General features: G+C 69.0%; 14 protein-coding genes and 1 pseudogene. 8 read left to right on the top strand and 7 right to left on the bottom strand.

The annotated features are described in order from the left end of the window. Positions 1-5: 5 nt before the first annotated feature. From NFC98_RS04995 to NFC98_RS04985, 3 genes are all read right to left on the bottom strand, one after another. Entirely contained in the window at positions 6-1,322 is a 1,317-nt protein-coding gene (locus NFC98_RS04995; protein WP_254277038.1) for a sugar ABC transporter substrate-binding protein, read from the bottom strand. Positions 1,323-1,473: 151 nt separating this feature from the next. Next, complete coding sequence (locus tag NFC98_RS04990) at positions 1,474-2,427, bottom strand: sugar-binding transcriptional regulator (RefSeq protein ID WP_254277037.1); 954 nt, start codon at positions 2,425-2,427, stop codon at positions 1,474-1,476. A gap of 10 nt (positions 2,428-2,437) precedes the next feature. Continuing rightward, positions 2,438-2,995 carry an NUDIX hydrolase gene (locus NFC98_RS04985; protein WP_254277036.1) on the bottom strand — a complete coding sequence of 186 codons (558 nt, stop codon included), beginning with the start codon at positions 2,993-2,995 and terminating at the stop codon, positions 2,438-2,440. Between the two features lie 103 nt (positions 2,996-3,098). Here NFC98_RS04985 and NFC98_RS04980 point away from each other — a divergent pair, with 103 nt between their 5' ends. Genes NFC98_RS04980 through NFC98_RS04965 form a run of 4 tightly spaced genes read left to right on the top strand, consistent with a single transcriptional unit; the run spans position 3,099 to position 6,705 of the window. Continuing rightward, positions 3,099-3,743: a CoA pyrophosphatase gene (locus tag NFC98_RS04980; protein WP_254277035.1), complete on the top strand. Its 645-nt coding sequence runs from the start codon at positions 3,099-3,101 to the stop codon at positions 3,741-3,743. A 6-nt stretch (positions 3,744-3,749) separates the two neighbouring features. After that, positions 3,750-4,418, top strand: a complete 669-nt coding sequence (locus NFC98_RS04975; protein WP_254277034.1) for a 2OG-Fe(II) oxygenase — start codon at positions 3,750-3,752, stop codon at positions 4,416-4,418. Then, positions 4,418-6,022 (top strand): PAS domain S-box protein, encoded by a 1,605-nt coding sequence (locus tag NFC98_RS04970; protein WP_254277033.1) that lies wholly within the window; start codon positions 4,418-4,420, stop codon positions 6,020-6,022. Before NFC98_RS04975 ends, NFC98_RS04970 begins: the two co-directional genes overlap by 1 nt. Positions 6,023-6,039: 17 nt before the next feature. Beyond that, positions 6,040-6,705 carry a response regulator transcription factor gene (locus NFC98_RS04965; RefSeq protein ID WP_254277032.1) on the top strand — a complete coding sequence of 222 codons (666 nt, stop codon included), beginning with the start codon at positions 6,040-6,042 and terminating at the stop codon, positions 6,703-6,705. Here the strand turns inward: NFC98_RS04965 and NFC98_RS04960 are convergent. Next, entirely contained in the window at positions 6,687-7,001 is a 315-nt protein-coding gene (locus NFC98_RS04960) for a hypothetical protein (RefSeq protein ID WP_254277031.1), read from the bottom strand. The genes NFC98_RS04965 and NFC98_RS04960 overlap by 19 nt on opposite strands. A gap of 167 nt (positions 7,002-7,168) precedes the next feature. On the opposite strand from NFC98_RS04960, the gene NFC98_RS04955 reads away from it, so the two are divergent. Next, complete coding sequence (locus NFC98_RS04955) at positions 7,169-7,876, top strand: c-type cytochrome (protein ID WP_254277030.1); 708 nt, start codon at positions 7,169-7,171, stop codon at positions 7,874-7,876. 46 nt (positions 7,877-7,922) lie between these two features. Here the strand turns inward: NFC98_RS04955 and NFC98_RS04950 are convergent, their stop codons facing one another. The 3 genes and pseudogenes from NFC98_RS04950 to NFC98_RS04940 form a co-directional block, all read right to left on the bottom strand. Further along, positions 7,923-8,918 (bottom strand): L,D-transpeptidase family protein, encoded by a 996-nt coding sequence (locus tag NFC98_RS04950; protein ID WP_254277029.1) that lies wholly within the window; start codon positions 8,916-8,918, stop codon positions 7,923-7,925. 186 nt (positions 8,919-9,104) lie between these two features. Beyond that, positions 9,105-9,221: pseudogene (locus NFC98_RS04945) on the bottom strand (prolipoprotein diacylglyceryl transferase); the annotation flags it as partial. 26 nt (positions 9,222-9,247) lie between these two features. Next, positions 9,248-10,897 (bottom strand): multicopper oxidase family protein, encoded by a 1,650-nt coding sequence (locus NFC98_RS04940; RefSeq protein WP_254277028.1) that lies wholly within the window; start codon positions 10,895-10,897, stop codon positions 9,248-9,250. Positions 10,898-12,057: 1,160 nt separating this feature from the next. Here NFC98_RS04940 and NFC98_RS04935 point away from each other — a divergent pair. The 3 genes from NFC98_RS04935 to NFC98_RS04925 all read left to right on the top strand — a co-directional run bounded on the left by NFC98_RS04935 (position 12,058) and on the right by NFC98_RS04925 (position 15,241). Then, positions 12,058-12,693, top strand: coding sequence for a Spy/CpxP family protein refolding chaperone (locus NFC98_RS04935; protein WP_254277027.1), 636 nt, complete (start codon positions 12,058-12,060; stop codon positions 12,691-12,693). Between the two features lie 80 nt (positions 12,694-12,773). Continuing rightward, positions 12,774-15,053 (top strand): cation-translocating P-type ATPase, encoded by a 2,280-nt coding sequence (locus NFC98_RS04930; RefSeq protein WP_254277026.1) that lies wholly within the window; start codon positions 12,774-12,776, stop codon positions 15,051-15,053. Continuing rightward, positions 15,050-15,241, top strand: a complete 192-nt coding sequence (locus NFC98_RS04925) for a hypothetical protein (RefSeq protein ID WP_254277025.1) — start codon at positions 15,050-15,052, stop codon at positions 15,239-15,241. The genes NFC98_RS04930 and NFC98_RS04925 overlap by 4 nt, the downstream gene beginning before the upstream one ends. Positions 15,242-15,309 lie beyond the last annotated feature (68 nt).

Here is a 15,309-nt window from a genome sequence, read left to right as displayed (position 1 = left end):
TCGGCTCAGTCGTAGTAGCCGGCCTGGCGCATGGTCCGCTCGGCGCTACGCTGGGCGTTGTCGAGGGCCTGCTGCACCGGCATCTGGCCGGTCAGCGCCGCGGCCACCATCTGTCCCACCTGGGTACCGATGGCCTGAAACTCCGGGATGCCGGCGAACTGCACGCCCACATAGGGGCTCGGCTCCAGGGTCGAGTCGGTGGGGTCGGCGTTCTGCATCGCCTCGAGCACGAAGCTGGCAAAGGGCGCCGCCTCGATATAGCGCTCGTCCTCGTAGGTGGAGGTGCGGGTCCCGGGCGGCACGCTGGTCCAGCCCTCACGCTCGCCGACCATCTCGATGTAGTCACGCGACGTCGCCCAGGTGATGAACTGCCGGGCCGCCTCCTGCCGCTCCGACGAGGCCGGGATGGCCAGGGCCCAGGACCACAGCCAGTGGGAGCCCTTGGGGGTCACGGCCACCGGCGCCTGGGAGAAACCCAGCACATCGGCGACGTCGGACTCGCGGGCATCGTAGATGCGCCCCGCCGCCGAGGTGGCGTCAACCCACATCGCGCAGCGTCCGCTGGAGAACAGCGCCTGGTTCTCGTTGAAGCCGTTGGAGCTGGCGCCGGGCGGCCCGTAGTTGCCGAGCAGATCGACATAGAAGGCGATCGCCTCCTGCCACTCGGGCGAGTTGATCTGCGGCTGCCACTCCTCGTCGAACCAGCGTCCGCCGAAGGTGTTCACCAGGGTCGAGACGAAGGCCATGTTCTCGCCCCAGCCCGGCTTGCCACGCAGGCAGATGCCATAGGCACCGTTGTCAGGGTCGTGGATCCGGCTGGCCCAGTCATGGACCTCTTCCCAGGTGGGCTGCTCCGGCATCTCGATGCCGTGCTCCTCGAAGAGGTCGGTGCGGTAGAAGAGCATCGAGCTCTCGCCGTAGAAGGGCAGCGCATGGAGCGTGCCGTCATGGGAGAGACCGTCGCGCACCGAGGTCAGCAGGTCGTCGACGTCATAGTCGTCGGGCAGGTCGGTGAGCGGCACCAGCCACTCGCGCTCGGCCCAGATGGGCACCTCGTAGGTGCCGATGGTCATGACGTCGAACTGCCCACCGCCGGTGGCGACATCGGTGGTCAGGCGCTGACGCAACACGTTCTCTTCCAGGATGACCCAGTCGACCTCGATGCCGGGATGCGCCTGTTCGAACTCGCTGGTCAGGCTCTGCATGATCACCATGTCGTTGTTGTTGACGGTGGCGACGCGAATGGTCTCGGCCTGGGCCTGGGAGGCGGCGGCAACGGCGGCTGCCAGGGTGGCCAGCGGCAGGGCTCGGGTGAGCTTCATGGGGGGCTCCTTTGAGTATCGCGTTGTTATGTGTTGTCGCGATTTGATCAATTTGATCATCGTGCAATCAAATGATCGGACAGAGACCCAAAAAAAGCAAAGCCGGGAGGACTAGACTTTGGTCGGAGGGGTGAGGCAAGCCGGCAGGGGCTCACCCCGCCTGCTCGGTGATGAACCGTGCCGCCACCTCGTCGGTGACCAGCCCCCTGAGCCAGCCGCCGCGCAGGGCGGCCAGGATGGCGGGCGCCTTTTCCCGGCCGCCGGCCAGCGCCACCAGCGGCTGGCTGGCCAGCATGTCCAGCGGCAGGCTGGTGATGCGTCGACTGGTCGAGCAGTCGATCACCTCGCCCCGGGCATTCATCGGCCAGCCCAGCAGCTCCCCCACCGCCTCGAGGTCCAGCAGTTCCTCCAGCTCTCCCTCGGAGATGAAGTGATCCTGGAACAGGGTAGCCTCACGGTCGATCTTGCCGATGCCGATATAGGCGGTCTCGGCCTGGCGTGCCACGGCGGCGACGGACTGGAACAGCCGCTGCTGCTGCATGGCCTCCTTCTCCTCCACCGTGCTTGCCACCACCGGCGCCGGCAGCAGGAAGCGCTCGCCACCGGTCTTGTCGGCCAGCACCATGACCCCATCGTAGCGGTTGGAGGAGCCGTCACGGGCCACGTTGCCCACCAGAGAGACGAAGCGATGCTGGGGACGCTCCACCCGGCTGAGCGCCTCCACGGTCGCTCGCACCGAGCGCCCGGTGCCCAGTGCCAGCGTCAGCGGCTTGCTCCGCTCCACCAGGCGACTGACGCGCTCGGCACCGGCCACGGCCAGGTAGTGGGCGGCCCCGTCGGCAGCCTCCGGCTCGGCAGGCACCACGTCGCAGAAGTCCAGGCCGAAGCGCTGCCGAATGGCGCTGGACATCACCATGCAGGCCGCCACCGGATGGTCGATATGCACCTTGACCAGCCCCTCCTGGCGCGCCAGGGCCAGCAGCCGCTGCACCCCGGGGCGCGACACCCCCAGTTGGTGGGCGATCTCGTCCTGGGTCATGCCGCCCACGAAGGACATCCAGGCGGCCCTCGCCGCCTGATCCAGCCTAACCTCGAACTTGTCCAATGGCGTGTCCTCAGGCAGAACCGAAGTAGCGCTCGCGATCCTCGGGGGTGATATCGCTGATATGCAGCGGGAACCGCTGGTCGCGACGGTCGGCATAGAAGTGGCGCAGGGTGCGCTCGATAGTGGGAAAGGCGAGCTCGTCCCAGGGGATCTCGTGCTCCTCGAACAGCGCCACCTCGAGGCTCTCCGGCCCGGCGTCGAAACCGCCGGACAGGTCGGCGCGGAACATCATGTAGACCTGGTTGATGTGCGGCAGGTTGATCAGGGTATAGAGCCCGTGGATCTCGACCTCGGCGCAGGCCTCCTCGAGGGTCTCACGGGCGGCAGCCTCCACGGTGGTCTCGGCGTTCTCCATGTAGCCGGCCGGCAGGGTCCAGTAGCCCTTGCGCGGGGCGATGGCGCGGCGGCACAGCAGCACCCGGGAGCCGCTCACCGGCAGGGTACCGGCGACGATGCGCGGGTTCTGGTAGTGGATGGTGCCGCACTCGTCGCACAGGTAGCGCGGGCGGTCGTCCCCCTCGGGAATGGCGAAGCGCACGGTATGGCCGCAGTGGCTGCAGAAGTTCATGGGGCTCCCTGGCAGGCTGAGAAGCGGCACGGCAGCCGCCCGGTCCAGGCTTGACGCCGGCAATGGCGGCCGGTTAGAAGGAATCAAACCCGATGGAAGCCTCATGTTAGAGAAACTTCGCGAACGCCTGCAAGCGCACCGCCCCCGCCGGGTGAGGATGCGCATGCCCGAGGCAGCGGTGCTGATGCCGATTGTCGACCGGGCCGAGCCGACCCTGCTGTTCACCCGCCGCGCCGACCACCTCAACACCCACAGCGGCCAGGTGGCCTTTCCCGGCGGCAAGCGCGAGGCCCACGACCCCGACCTGCTGTTCACCGCCCTGCGGGAATCCGAGGAGGAGATCGCCCTGCCGCCGGAACGGGTCGAGCTGCTCGGCCGGCTGTCGGACGTGGTCTCGCTGCACGGCATCCGCGTCACCCCCTATGTGGGTCTGATCCCGCCCGACCTGCCGCTGATCCCCGACCCCACCGAGCTGGATACCATCTTCGAGGTGCCGCTGCGTCACTTCCTGGAGGACCGCCGCCACCATACCGACGTGATCCCGGTGGATGGCCGCCCCTTCTACGTGCCCAACTACCATGTGGCCGGCCAGGTGATCTGGGGCCTGTCGGCGATGATGCTGGTGGAGCTGCTGGTCGAGGGGTTCGAGCGCCCGATCAGCCTGCATCGCGAGCCGGGCTGCGGCCCCCTGTGCTACTTTCCCGAACGCCTGCTGCGCATCCAGCAGCACGCCACGCCCGAGACCTGACCCCGGATGACCCCGCTGACGCACCCTCACGCTCCCGCCCTGGCCCACCGCGCCCTTCCCCAGCTGATCGATGCCCTGGTGGAACAGGGCTGGTACATCGGCGAGGGGGTCCTCGACGCCGAGCTCTGCGCCGAGCTGCAGCGCGAGCTGGCGGCGCTGGTCGAGCACGATGCCCTGGAGGCCGCCGGCATCGGCCGCGGCACCGAGCACACCCTGCGCCGCGACATCCGTGGCGACGCCATCCACTGGCTGGACCGCGAGAGCCTCGCCCAACGACGCTACCTCGAGGCCATGGGCCGGCTGCAGCGCGAGCTCAACCAGGCGCTCTACCTCGGGCTGTTCGAGTACGAGGCCCACTTCGCCCACTACCCCGCCGGAGCCTTCTACCGGCGGCACCTGGACAGCTTCCGCGGCCGCGCCAACCGCGTGGTCTCCACCGTGGGCTACCTCAATCCCGACTGGCCCACCGATGGTGGCGGCGAGATGGTGATCTTCGCCGCCGACGATCCCGAGCGCGAGGTGGCGCGGGTCAGGCCCTGCGCCGGCAACTTCGCCTGCTTCCTCTCCGAGACCATCCCCCACGAGGTGCTGCCGACGCAACGGCCCCGCGCCAGCATCGCCGGCTGGTTCCGGCGCAACGCCTCGCTGGGCGGCCGGGTGGACCCGGCGCGCTGATGGCGGACGACGCCCCACGCGATGCGGCGCCGCACCTGGCCCGGCTCGAGGCGCGCCTGGCCCGGCTCGAGGCCCGCAACGCCCGCCTGTCAGAGGCCAACGCGGCCTTGGAGGAGGAGAAGGCGCACTACCGGTGGCTGGCCGAGCGCACCACCGACCTGATCAGCCGCCATGCCCGGGACGGCACCTTCCTCTACGCCTCCCAGGCCGCCCGCGACCTGCTCGGCTATGCGCCCGAGGAGCTGATCGGCGTCTCCGCCTATGACCTCTTCCACCCGGAGGACCTGGCCGACCTGCTCAACAAGTCGCCGCGGGTCTACTACCACGACGGCTTCTACCAGCAGACCTACCGCTTCCGCGCCCGGGACGGCCACTACGTCTGGTTCGAGACCACCAGCCGCACCCGCCGCGACCCGGCCACCGGCGAGCTGATCGACATCCTCTGCGTCTCCCGCGACGTGAGCCGGCGCATCCGCGCCGAGGCCAACCGCGAGCGCCTGGCTCGGGTGGTGGAGTCGACCACCGACTACGTGCTGTTCGTCGATGGCGAGGAGCGCATCTTCTCCTCCAACGAGGCCGCCCGCCGGCTGCTGGCACGTCCGCTGCAGGAGGGCGGCGAGGCCCGCCTCGCGCTGGCCTACACCCCGGACTCCCTGGCCGAACTGCGCGAGATCGTGCTGCCGGCCGTGGCCCGCTACGGCTCCTGGAGCGGCGAACTGGAGATGCGCGGGCCCCGTGGCCCGGTCCCGGTGCTCAGCGTGGTGCTCGCCCACCGCGGCCCCGGGGCCGAGCCGGACCACCTCTCGCTGCTCAACCGCGACATCGGCCTGCGCAAGGCCAACGAGGACCAGGAGCGCCGCCACCAGGAGCAGATCGCCCACGCCAACCGCCTCGCCACCACCGGCGAGCTGGCCTCGAACATCGCCCACGAGCTGAACCAGCCGCTGGGCGCCATCGCCAACTACGCCAGCGGTGCCCTGATGCAGCTGCAGGCCGACCCCGACCGCCCCGCCGGCGACCTCCTGCTGCCCCTGACTCGCATCAACGAGCAGATCCAGCGCCTGGCCGAGCGGCTTCGCCATATCCGCACCTTCGTGCGCAAGGGCCAGACCCGCCCCCGGCCGGTGGCGCTGCTCGAGGTCGTCGATGCCGCCTGCCGGCTCTGCGAGTGGCAGTACCAGCAGGCCGGCGTGGCGCTGGAGCACGAGTTGCAGGACGCCCTGCCACGGGTGATGGCCGACCCCGTGGCCCTGGAGCAGGTGCTGGTCAACCTGCTGCTCAACGCCCTGGAGGCGAGCCGCGGGTGTCCCGGCGCGGACCGGGTCACCATCCACGCCCGGCGCACCGGCCGCCGCGAGGTCACCTTCACGGTGAGCGACCGCGGCCCCGGCGTCGCCGAGGCCGACGCCGAGCGGATCTTCGCCCCCTTCCACTCGGGCCGCCCCGACGGCCTCGGCATGGGGCTGGCCATCAGCCATTCGCTGATGGAGGCCATGGGCGGCCGACTCGTCCTCAAGCCCGCGGCCGCCGGTTCCGGCGGCGCCACCTTTGCCGGTACACTGCTGGCCGAGCCCGGGCCGCTGGCCGCGACCCGCACGCCGTGACCGCCCAGGAGCCCCCGGTGAACCCCATCGACCGCCCCCATGACGCGCCCCCCTGCATCGCCATCGTGGACGACGACGAGGCGCTGCGGGAGTCGCTGGCCTGGCTGCTCGACTCGGTGGGCCTGGCCACCCGCGCCTTCCCCGACGGTGAGACCTTCCTCGACGCCGCCCCCGACACTTTCGGCGCCGTGCTGCTCGACGTGCGCATGCCGGGCCTCTCCGGCCTGCAGGTGCAGCAGCGGCTGATCGAGCGTGGCGACGAGACGCCGGTGATCTTCATGACCGGGCATGGCGACGTGCCCATGGCAGTGGCCGCCCTCAAGGCCGGCGCCCAGGACTTCATCGAGAAGCCCTTCAACCACCAGCAGCTGATCGACACCGTGCAGCAGGCCCTGCGCGAGCACCAGCGGGCCCGCCAGGCCCGCGAGCGGCGCGACGCCCTGCAGGCCCGCTACGCGGCGCTGCGCCCCAAGGAGCAGCGGATCCTGGTGCACGTGGCCGAGGGGATGACCAGCCGCGAGATCGCCGATCACCTCGGCATCAGTGCCAAGACGGTGGAGGTCTACCGGCTGCGCGCCATGAAGGCGCTGGGGGCGACGAGCCTCGCCGAGCTGGTGCGACTCTGCGTGGCGCTGGGGCTGGTGGACGCCCTGCCTGACCGGGGTCAAGTCGACCGCGATTGACCCCCTTCCGGCACATCCGACACCTTGCCGCCGGGCTCCGCCAGCGTGATGATGCCGGCATTGACATGGCTTACGGTGCCCCCTTGCGACGTCTCGCCCTGCTGCTCGGCCTCTGCCTTCTGCTTGCCTTCACGGCGAGCGACCTGGTGCTGGCCGGGACGGGAGCGACGGGTGGCCATGCCCACGAGGTTCATGCCCACCTTGACCTCGCTCCGCCCGATGCCTGCCCGGACGGCGAACATGGCCCCGAGTGCCTGGCCACCGGCCACTGCCTGAGCATCATCGCGGGTTGCCACGTCCTGGCGGCCACCGCCTGGCAGGCAGGCAGCCTGCCGTGCCCCCCTGCTTCGGGGCTGCAGGCGCCCAGCCACCGCCTCGAGCGCCCTCCCAGAGCCTCCTGAAACCCGATGCCTGCCCCGAGCCGCCATGACGGCTCGTCAATCACGGATTTCAGGAGACTCCCATGTCATCTCACCGCTCTTTCCGGGTCCTGGCCACAGCCCTGGCCGGCCTGTCACTTGCCCTGGTGGCCCCCCAGGCCTTTTCCGGCCCCGGCGACGCCCACGGTCACGCCGCGGCCAGCCACGACCATGCCCACCCGGCCCCCGGACAGGCCGACGAGCATCCCCATGCAGCGGCCAGCCACGAACACGACCAGCCGGCTCCCGGGCATGCCGACGAGCCCCCCCATGCAGCGGCCAGCCACCCCGATGGCCATGCCCCCTCCCAGGCACCACCCCCTGCCGGCACCGCAACGCACGATCGCAATGGAGCAGGGCATGGCGATGCCCCGGCTCATGCCCACAACGGCCAGAAACGCTCGATCCCTGACGAATGGCTGGAACGGGAGAGCCCCCTGTGGCCCAGCGACGATAACCTGGCATTCGGTCAGGAGGTGTATCAGCGCTTCTGTGCCGCCTGTCATGGCGAGAGGGGTCGCGGGAACGGGGTCGCCGCCGGCGTCGCCGGCTTCGTGCCGGCGCCGACGGATCTCACCGTGCACGGCGCGGGCCATGCGGCCGGTGAGTATGCCTGGCTGGTCAGTGCGGGCAACCCGCAGAGCGCCATGCCCCAGTTTGCCGGAAGGCTCGGCGAGGAGGAGATCTGGGCGGTGGTGCTCTACGTCCGCCACGCACTGGCTGCCGGCGAAAGCGGCAACCACGCCCACTGACGACAACGGGCGCCCGAGGGCGCCCGCTCTGTCGTCGCGATTCGCCTCACTGCTCGCGCAGCGCCAGCTCCTCGAAGATCCCGTTGAGGGCCGGCGCCTCGTCGGGTTCCGCCTCGGGCGGGGCCTCGAGTGCCACCACCTGGCCGCTGGGCTCGTCGAGCAGCCGGCGCAGCTGCTCGTAGTCGAAGGCCTGGCCGTTGGCATTGCCCTCGTTGAGACGGGCGATGGTCTCGATCAGCGCCGACATGCCGTGCTCCTGCTCCTCCAGGGGCTGGTAGACCTGCACCAGCGGCTGGCCGTCCTGCCAGCCCACCTTGATGGGCTGGTCGATGATGTTGACCTGGGTGCCCACCGGCACGTTGTGGAACACCGACTCCACATCCTCCGGGAACATGCGGATGCAGCCACGGCTGGCGCGCATGCCGATGCCGTCGGGGTCGTTGGTGCCGTGGATCAGGTAGCCGGGGATGTCGAGCAGGATGGCATGCTCGCCCAGGGGGTTGTCGGGCCCCGGCGGCACCACCTCGGGGGGCGGGTCACCGCGCTCGGCGGCCTCCTCGCGCATCGAGCGCGGCGGATACCAGGCCGGGTTCTCCAGGCGCATGGTGGTCTTGGTGATCCCCAGCGGGGTGTCGTAGCCCTCGCGGCCGATGCCGATGGGGTAGGTCTCGACCCGCGGCGTCTCGCCCTCGCCCACCTCCGGGTAGTAGTAGAGACGCAGCTCGGCGATGTTGATGACGATCCCGGTAGGCTCGGCATCGGGCAGGATGAAGCGCCCGGGAATCGTCACCTCGGTGCCCTCGCCCGGGATCCAGATGCTCACCTCCGGGTTGGCGCGCACGATCTCCTCGTAGCCGACGTTGTGCCGCCGGGCGATGTCGATCAGGGTGTCCTCGTGGTCCTCCACCGTCACGGTGTAGGCCTCGCCGATCACGTTGCCCTCCTCGGGCAGCGGATGGTGGCCGCGGGGCCAGTCGGGCTCTTCCGCCAGGGCGGCGCCGGAAAATGCCAGCGTGCCGGCGAGAAGCCCCCCCAGGGTCACGGATAACCACGTCGAGGGCTTCCCCGCCCCCTCTGGCCTTCGTCTCGCTAATGCCATCGATTCACCTCGTCAAGGTAGCCTCGGCCGCATGGCCTCGGAATCATTATCGTGTGCGTAGTGTAATGGGGCTCACTTCGGTCATGAGCCGCAAGAGTGTTGAGATTTGTCACCGTGGGCCCTACCGCCTTACGCCGACAGCATGTTGTCGACGGTTTGACGACGCGACCAGACGATCAGCACCACGCCGGCGGCAATCATCGGCAGGGTCAGCAGCATGCCCATGGTCACCCAGCCGGGGGCGATGCAGCTGCCGGGCGGGTTGGGCAGGATCAGCTCACGCGTATCGTCGCCATCATGCCCAGCTCCTCGTGCTCGATGATGTGGCAGTGGAACAGCCAGTCGCCGGGCTCGCGGAACACCAGACGCAGCTTGAGGCGCTGGTAGGGCGCCAGGTTGACGGTGTCCTTCCAGGCCAGCCAGGGCGCCTCGCGCCACTCGCCGTCGGCAGCGCGGGTGGCGATCACCTGGAAGTGGGTGCCATGCACGTGGAAGGGGTGGTCCATGTGGGAGTTGTTGAAGACCTCCCACTCCTCCACCTCGCCGGCCTGCCCCTCGAACAGCACTTCGCCCATGCCGAAGGCACGACCGTTGATCAGGAAGTCTACCGCCGGCCGGCCGGCCGTCTCGGACATGCCGTGGCGCGCTCCCTGGCCCGCCTGGGCGGCGCCGTGGTCTACCCCGTGAGCGGCGCCGTGGCCACCGCCAGCATGGGGCATCGAGTCGCTGCCGTGGGCAGCATGGCCGGCTTCCGGCATGTTGCCTGCGTGGCCATGGCCCTCGTCGTGGTGGCCGTGGCCGGGCATCACCTCGGTCAGTTCCACCCGACGCTGCACCCCCGGCTCGCCCAGGGGCTCGACACGACCCAGCCGTTCGGGCAGCGCGACGGCGGGGTGTACGCCCGAGTCGAGGGTGTGGATGGCCAGCAGCGGGGCGACCTGGTCCAGGTGGGACGGCCGCGTCCCCATCCAGCCACGCTCGTAGGGATGACTGGCCAGCTGGAAGCGTCCCTCGGCCTGTTCGCTCACCCGCACCAGCAGGTCGGCACGCTCACCCGGGGTGAGCAGCAGCTCCTCGAGGGGGTGCGGCCGCTCGATCAGCCCACCGTCGGTGCCGATCAGGGTCAGCTGGTGCTCGTCCAGGCGCAGGCGCAGGTAGCGGCCGGCGCAGGCATTGATCAGCCGCAGGCGCAGGGTGGTACCCGGTGCCACGTCCAGGCGCGGTTCACGCTGCCCATTGACCAGCAGCAGCTCCCCCTCGCGGCCGTTCATCCAATCCTCGGCGGTATGCGGCGCCACCGAGCCGTTGGCCGTCAGGCGCAGGTCGCTGACCACCAGCAGGTGCTCCTCCACCTCCACGGGCAGCAGATCCCGGGTCGGGCGCACCAGCAGGGCCCCCGCCAGGCCATGGGCGATCTGTGTGGCCAGCACGCCGTGAGGGTGGGGATGGAACCAGTGCAGGCCGGCGCTGCCCTCGGGGAAGGTGTAGTGATAGCGGCGCGACTCGCCCGGTGCCACGGCGTCCCAGGGGACACCATCCTGGGCCTGGGGAACGGGCACGCCATGCCAGTGCACCGTGGTCTGCTGCTCCAGTTCGTTGATGAGGGTGATGTCCAGCTCATCCCCTTCGCGCACCTCGATCAGCGGCGCCACCTTGCCGTTGTAGAGCCAGAGCCTGGCCTCGAGATCATCGCCGAGCGGCACCGAATGGGGGCCCGGCGTCAGCGCGCTGTGAAAGCGGCCGGCCGTCTCGCTCAGGTTGTTGATACGCGGCAGCGGCCGCAGCGGTTGGCCGCCTTCGGGCAGCATGGCAGGTGCCATGCCGTGGAGTTGCTGGCGGCTGGCGGCGAGGGCCATGGGGCTGGCCGCAGACAGCACCAGGCCACCCAGGGCCGAGTAGCGCAGAAATTCGCGACGATTCATCAGGTAGTCCTCGTGACATGAACACTCTCACCGCGGGGAGTTGCCCGCGGCGCCATCAGGGAGAGAGGTTCAGGCGCGAGGAGGCCGCTCGAAGGAAGCGGGAGGCCCCACCGGATGGCCCAGGCCAGGACCGACCAGGGGCGAGGCAGACGCCATCGAGAGATCGGCCAGCAGATCCATCGAGGCTTCGCACTGGGCACAGGGCATGCAACAGGGGGAGGCCATGGAGGCTTCCGGCTCATGCGGATCGGCGGTTGCCGAGAGGTCCCAGGCTGACGGGGCCTGCATGGCCGAGCCCTCCATGACATGACTCTCCAGGCAGGCAGCATCACCATGTTGCCCACCCGCGGCTGCGGGCGGCGCGATGGCCAGTACCAGGATCATCAGCAGGCTGAGCAGCCAGTGACAGGAGAGTGGACGCATGGGGTGAAACGGCCTTGTCAGGCAATGGAAGCGCGAGTATTTCACGGCCACGAAGAGAGCCGCAACCTGAGCCCTGCACGCAGGTTTACCAACGGAGTTCCTTTGATGTGAATCAATGGACAGGGCACGCCGTTGGACTAGGGTAAGGTCAACGCGGTACCGAGAAGCGAGCCCCCGTCATGCAACCACAGGCGCCTGAGCAGTGTGCAGGTCACGGCCGGAGAGGAATCCCCCTCTGGCTGGCTGCCTTGTTCGTGTTGGCGCTGCTGCTGGCCGCCCCCCTGGCCAAGGCCCATGCAGAGGAGGTTGACCACCCGGGCAACCCGGTGGCTGCGACCAGCCTCGAGCTCGCCATTGGCGGGGCATCGACGGACGCCTGGCTCACCTCAACTCCCGAGGCGCCCCACTGCCACCATGACCATGCCTGGCGCCCCGCGCCGGCTGTTCTCCCTCGGAGCGAGTCACCCGACAACGCTCCTGAACCGACCAGCCCCATGACACAGCTCGCCGGGCCGTCTCCACACCTCACGTCTCCGCTTGGCCATGCCCACCCCGGACCCACCGTTCGGCACTCCGCTCCCCTTTACCTGCTGACGCAGCGCTTCCGGTCCTGAGACCTGAGTAGTTTCCCTGACACTCAACCGTAGCAGCACGGCATTGACCTCTGTGCCGCACATCGCCGGAAAGCTGTGATCAGTGGCCCTCGGCAGGGTCAATCGGCAGCAAGGAGAACGATCATGAACATTCGTAAACACGCTCTCGCCCTCGGTCTCACCCTGGCCATCGGTGCCAGTGGGGCAGGCACCGCCCTCGCCCAGGGCATGCCGGACACTCAACCCGGCCAGGGAGGCGGCATGATGGGCGGCATGGGCCCCGGCATGATGGGTGGAATGATGAGCGGCGGCGGCCAGGGCGGCATGGGCCCCGGCATGATGATGGGCGGAATGATGGGCAGCGGCCAGGGCGGCATGGGCCCCGGCATGATGGGCGGAATGATGGGCGGCGGCATGATGCCCTGTCCGATGATGGGCGAAGGCATGGGCATGATGTCGATGCTCGACCCCGACCAACGCAGCCAGATGCGCGAGCTCATGCAGGCGCACCGTCCCGCCCAGTTCGAGCGCAAGGGCCGGCTGATGAACCTGCGCGACGACCTGATGGCCGAGATGCACGGCGAGCGTCCCGATCCCGAGGCCGTTCAGGCCATGCACGGCCGAATGGCCGAGCTGCACGGCGAGATGATGGCCGAGATGGTGCGCATGCGTAACGCCATGCACGACCTGCTCAGCGACGAGCAGCGCCAGCAGTTGCGTGACGCGATGCCCCGCGCATGGGGGGCACCGGGCCCGATTGATCACGACGCCCATCACTGATCGGGTCTTTCACTGAGTCGGCAACGGAACGGGCGGCCAGGGTTGGCCGTCCATTCGTCGATGTGAGCAGGAGGCATGCGATGAGCGATTCGACGCCGAACACGATCATCCTGACGGTGCCCGGCATGGGCAGCGACCACTGTGCCGGCATCGTGCGCAAGACACTGGAACGCCTCGATGGCGTGGGCGAGATCCAGACCAATATTGCCAACCACCATGTCAGCGTGGCCATCGAGGACGGGGGGCCCGACGGCGATACCTTGAAGAAGGCCGTCGAGGGGGCCGGCTATGACGTGGCCGCCGTCCAGGCCGACGACACGGAGGAAGCCGACGACGCCGAGATCGAGGAGGCCTACCTTTCCCAGGCCCGCAAGCGGCTGATCATCGCCGCGATACCCACCACCCTGATCATGCTGCTGATGATGCCGCACATGTTCTGGCAGCCGATTCCCGGCTACCTGGCCATCATCGCCGTGCTGGCCTTCCCGGTGGTATTTCTGTATGGCGGCATCGCCACCCACAGGTCGACCTGGCGCTCGCTGAAGAACGGCACCTTCAACATGGATGTGCTGATCTCCATGGGCAGCCTGCCGCCCTACCTGATCGGCCTGGTCGGCTTCATCACCCCGATGACCTCGTTCATCGAGATGGCCGCCACCATCATGACCTTCCACCTGCTCGGCCGCTATCTTGAAGCCCTGGCCAAGGGGCGCGCCTCCCAGGCCATCCGCCGCCTGATGACCCTGGGCGCCAAGACGGCGCGGGTGGAGCGCGACGGCGAGGAGGTCGAGGTGCCGGTGAAGGAGCTGGCAACCGGCGACATCATGATCGTGCGTCCCGGCGACAAGATCCCCACCGATGGCGAGGTCGTCGAGGGCGAGAGCCATCTCGACGAATCCATCGCCACCGGCGAGTCGATCCCGGTCTACAAGAGCAGCGGCGACAGCGTGATCGGCGCCACCATCAACAAGGAGGGGCGCCTGAGGGTCAAGGCGACCCGGGTCGGCGGCGATACCTTCCTCTCCCAGGTGGTCAAGCTGATCGACCAGGCCCAGGGCTCGCGGGTGCCGATCCAGGAGTTCGCCGACCGCATGACCGGCCGCTTCGTGCCGGCGGTGCTGCTGATCGCCCTGGCCAGCCTGGTCGTGTGGCTGCTGATTCCGGATGTCATGCGCCCGATTCTCGACTGGGGCGCCAACTTCCTGCCCTGGGTAAACCCCGAGGCCGCCACGCCGATATTGGCCATCCTGGCCGCCGTGGCCGTACTGGTCATCGCCTGCCCCTGCGCCCTGGGCCTGGCCACCCCCACAGCGCTGATGGTGGGCTCCGGCATCGGCGCCGAACGCGGCATTCTGATCCGCTCCGGCGAGGCGATCCAGACCTTCAAGGACGTCAAGGTGATGGTGCTCGACAAGACCGGCACCATCACCCGCGGCGAGCCGAAGCTCACCGATGCCGTCACCGCCGAGGGCGTCGAGGAAACGCGCCTGCTGACCCTGGCGGCGAGCGTGGAGAACGCCTCGGAGCACCCCATCGCCCGGGCCATCGTCGAGGGTGCCAGGGAACGTGACGTGACACCCGGCGAGGTCAGCGAGTTCCGTTCCACCGGCGCCCGCGGCGTCTCGGGCAAGGTGGGCGATGAAGCGGTGCTGATCGGCAATCGCCGGTTGCTGGAAGAAGAGGGTGTGACCGGCCTCGAGGCCCTGGATGGCGCCATGGGCGAGCTCGAGGGCAAGGGGCGCACCGTGGTGATCGTCGCCTCCAACGGACAGGCCCTGGGTCTGGTCGCCGTGGCCGATACCCTCAAGGAGGAATCGATCGAGGCCATCCGCGGCATGCATGACCTGGGCCTGCACGTGGTGATGATCACCGGCGACAACGAGCGTGCCGCCCGGGCAGTAGCCGACGAAGTCGGCATCGATGAGGTCCAGGCTGGCGTGCTGCCGGAGGGCAAGGTGGATGCCATCCGCGCGCTGCAGGAAAAGCACGGCAACCACGTGGCCATGGTCGGCGACGGCATCAACGACGCCCCCGCCCTCACCCAGGCCAACGTGGGCATCGCCATCGGTGCCGGGGCCGACGTGGCCATCGAGGCCGCCGACGTGACCCTGGTACGCGGCGAGTTGACCGCCGTGGTGGACGCCATGCATCTCAGCCGCGCCACCTACGGCAAGATTGTCCAGAACCTGATCTGGGCCAGTGCCTATAACGTGGCGGCCATTCCCATCGCCGCCATCGGCCTTCTGCACCCCATGATCGGCGTCATCGCCATGACCGCCAGCTCGCTCTCTGTGATCGGCAACTCGCTGCTGCTCAAGCGGCGCTTCGTCCGCGAGAACCCCCAGGGAGAATCGACATGAACCGACTTCACCACTGGATGATGACCGCCTGCCTGGTGCTGATGGGGGTCGCCATGCTGATCGTGCTGTGGCGCGGCAACCCCTTAGGCGCCGCCTGGCTGCTGCTCCTGCCGATGGGACTCTGCCTGGGGATGCACGTCCTGATGCACCGCCATCTCGGGCATCATCCGAATGATCGAAACGAGTAGCGAGACGCTAACAAGGCCAGAACACCTAAGCCGGCCAATCGCACCGACCAGGGAGAGGCTTCCTGCCT

Source organism: Halomonas sp. 3H, assembly GCF_024206005.1.
Lineage (GTDB): Bacteria > Pseudomonadota > Gammaproteobacteria > Pseudomonadales > Halomonadaceae > Halomonas > Halomonas campaniensis.
This window is presented reverse-complemented; position numbering and strand designations above follow the sequence as displayed.

Excerpts from the sequence above, each read along its gene's own strand:
- NFC98_RS04995 (WP_254277038.1), bottom strand. The coding sequence starts at position 1,322 with ATGAAGCTCACCCGAGCCCTGCCGCTGGCCACCCTGGCAGCCGCCGTT.
- NFC98_RS04985 (WP_254277036.1), bottom strand. The coding sequence starts at position 2,995 with ATGAACTTCTGCAGCCACTGCGGCCATACCGTGCGCTTCGCCATTCCC.
- NFC98_RS04980 (WP_254277035.1), top strand. The coding sequence starts at position 3,099 with ATGTTAGAGAAACTTCGCGAACGCCTGCAAGCGCACCGCCCCCGCCGG.
- NFC98_RS04975 (WP_254277034.1), top strand. The coding sequence starts at position 3,750 with ATGACCCCGCTGACGCACCCTCACGCTCCCGCCCTGGCCCACCGCGCC.
- NFC98_RS04970 (WP_254277033.1), top strand. The coding sequence starts at position 4,418 with ATGGCGGACGACGCCCCACGCGATGCGGCGCCGCACCTGGCCCGGCTC.
- NFC98_RS04955 (WP_254277030.1), top strand. The coding sequence starts at position 7,169 with ATGTCATCTCACCGCTCTTTCCGGGTCCTGGCCACAGCCCTGGCCGGC.
- NFC98_RS04940 (WP_254277028.1), bottom strand. The coding sequence starts at position 10,897 with ATGAATCGTCGCGAATTTCTGCGCTACTCGGCCCTGGGTGGCCTGGTG.
- NFC98_RS04935 (WP_254277027.1), top strand. The coding sequence starts at position 12,058 with ATGAACATTCGTAAACACGCTCTCGCCCTCGGTCTCACCCTGGCCATC.
- NFC98_RS04930 (WP_254277026.1), top strand. The coding sequence starts at position 12,774 with ATGAGCGATTCGACGCCGAACACGATCATCCTGACGGTGCCCGGCATG.
- NFC98_RS04925 (WP_254277025.1), top strand. The coding sequence starts at position 15,050 with ATGAACCGACTTCACCACTGGATGATGACCGCCTGCCTGGTGCTGATG.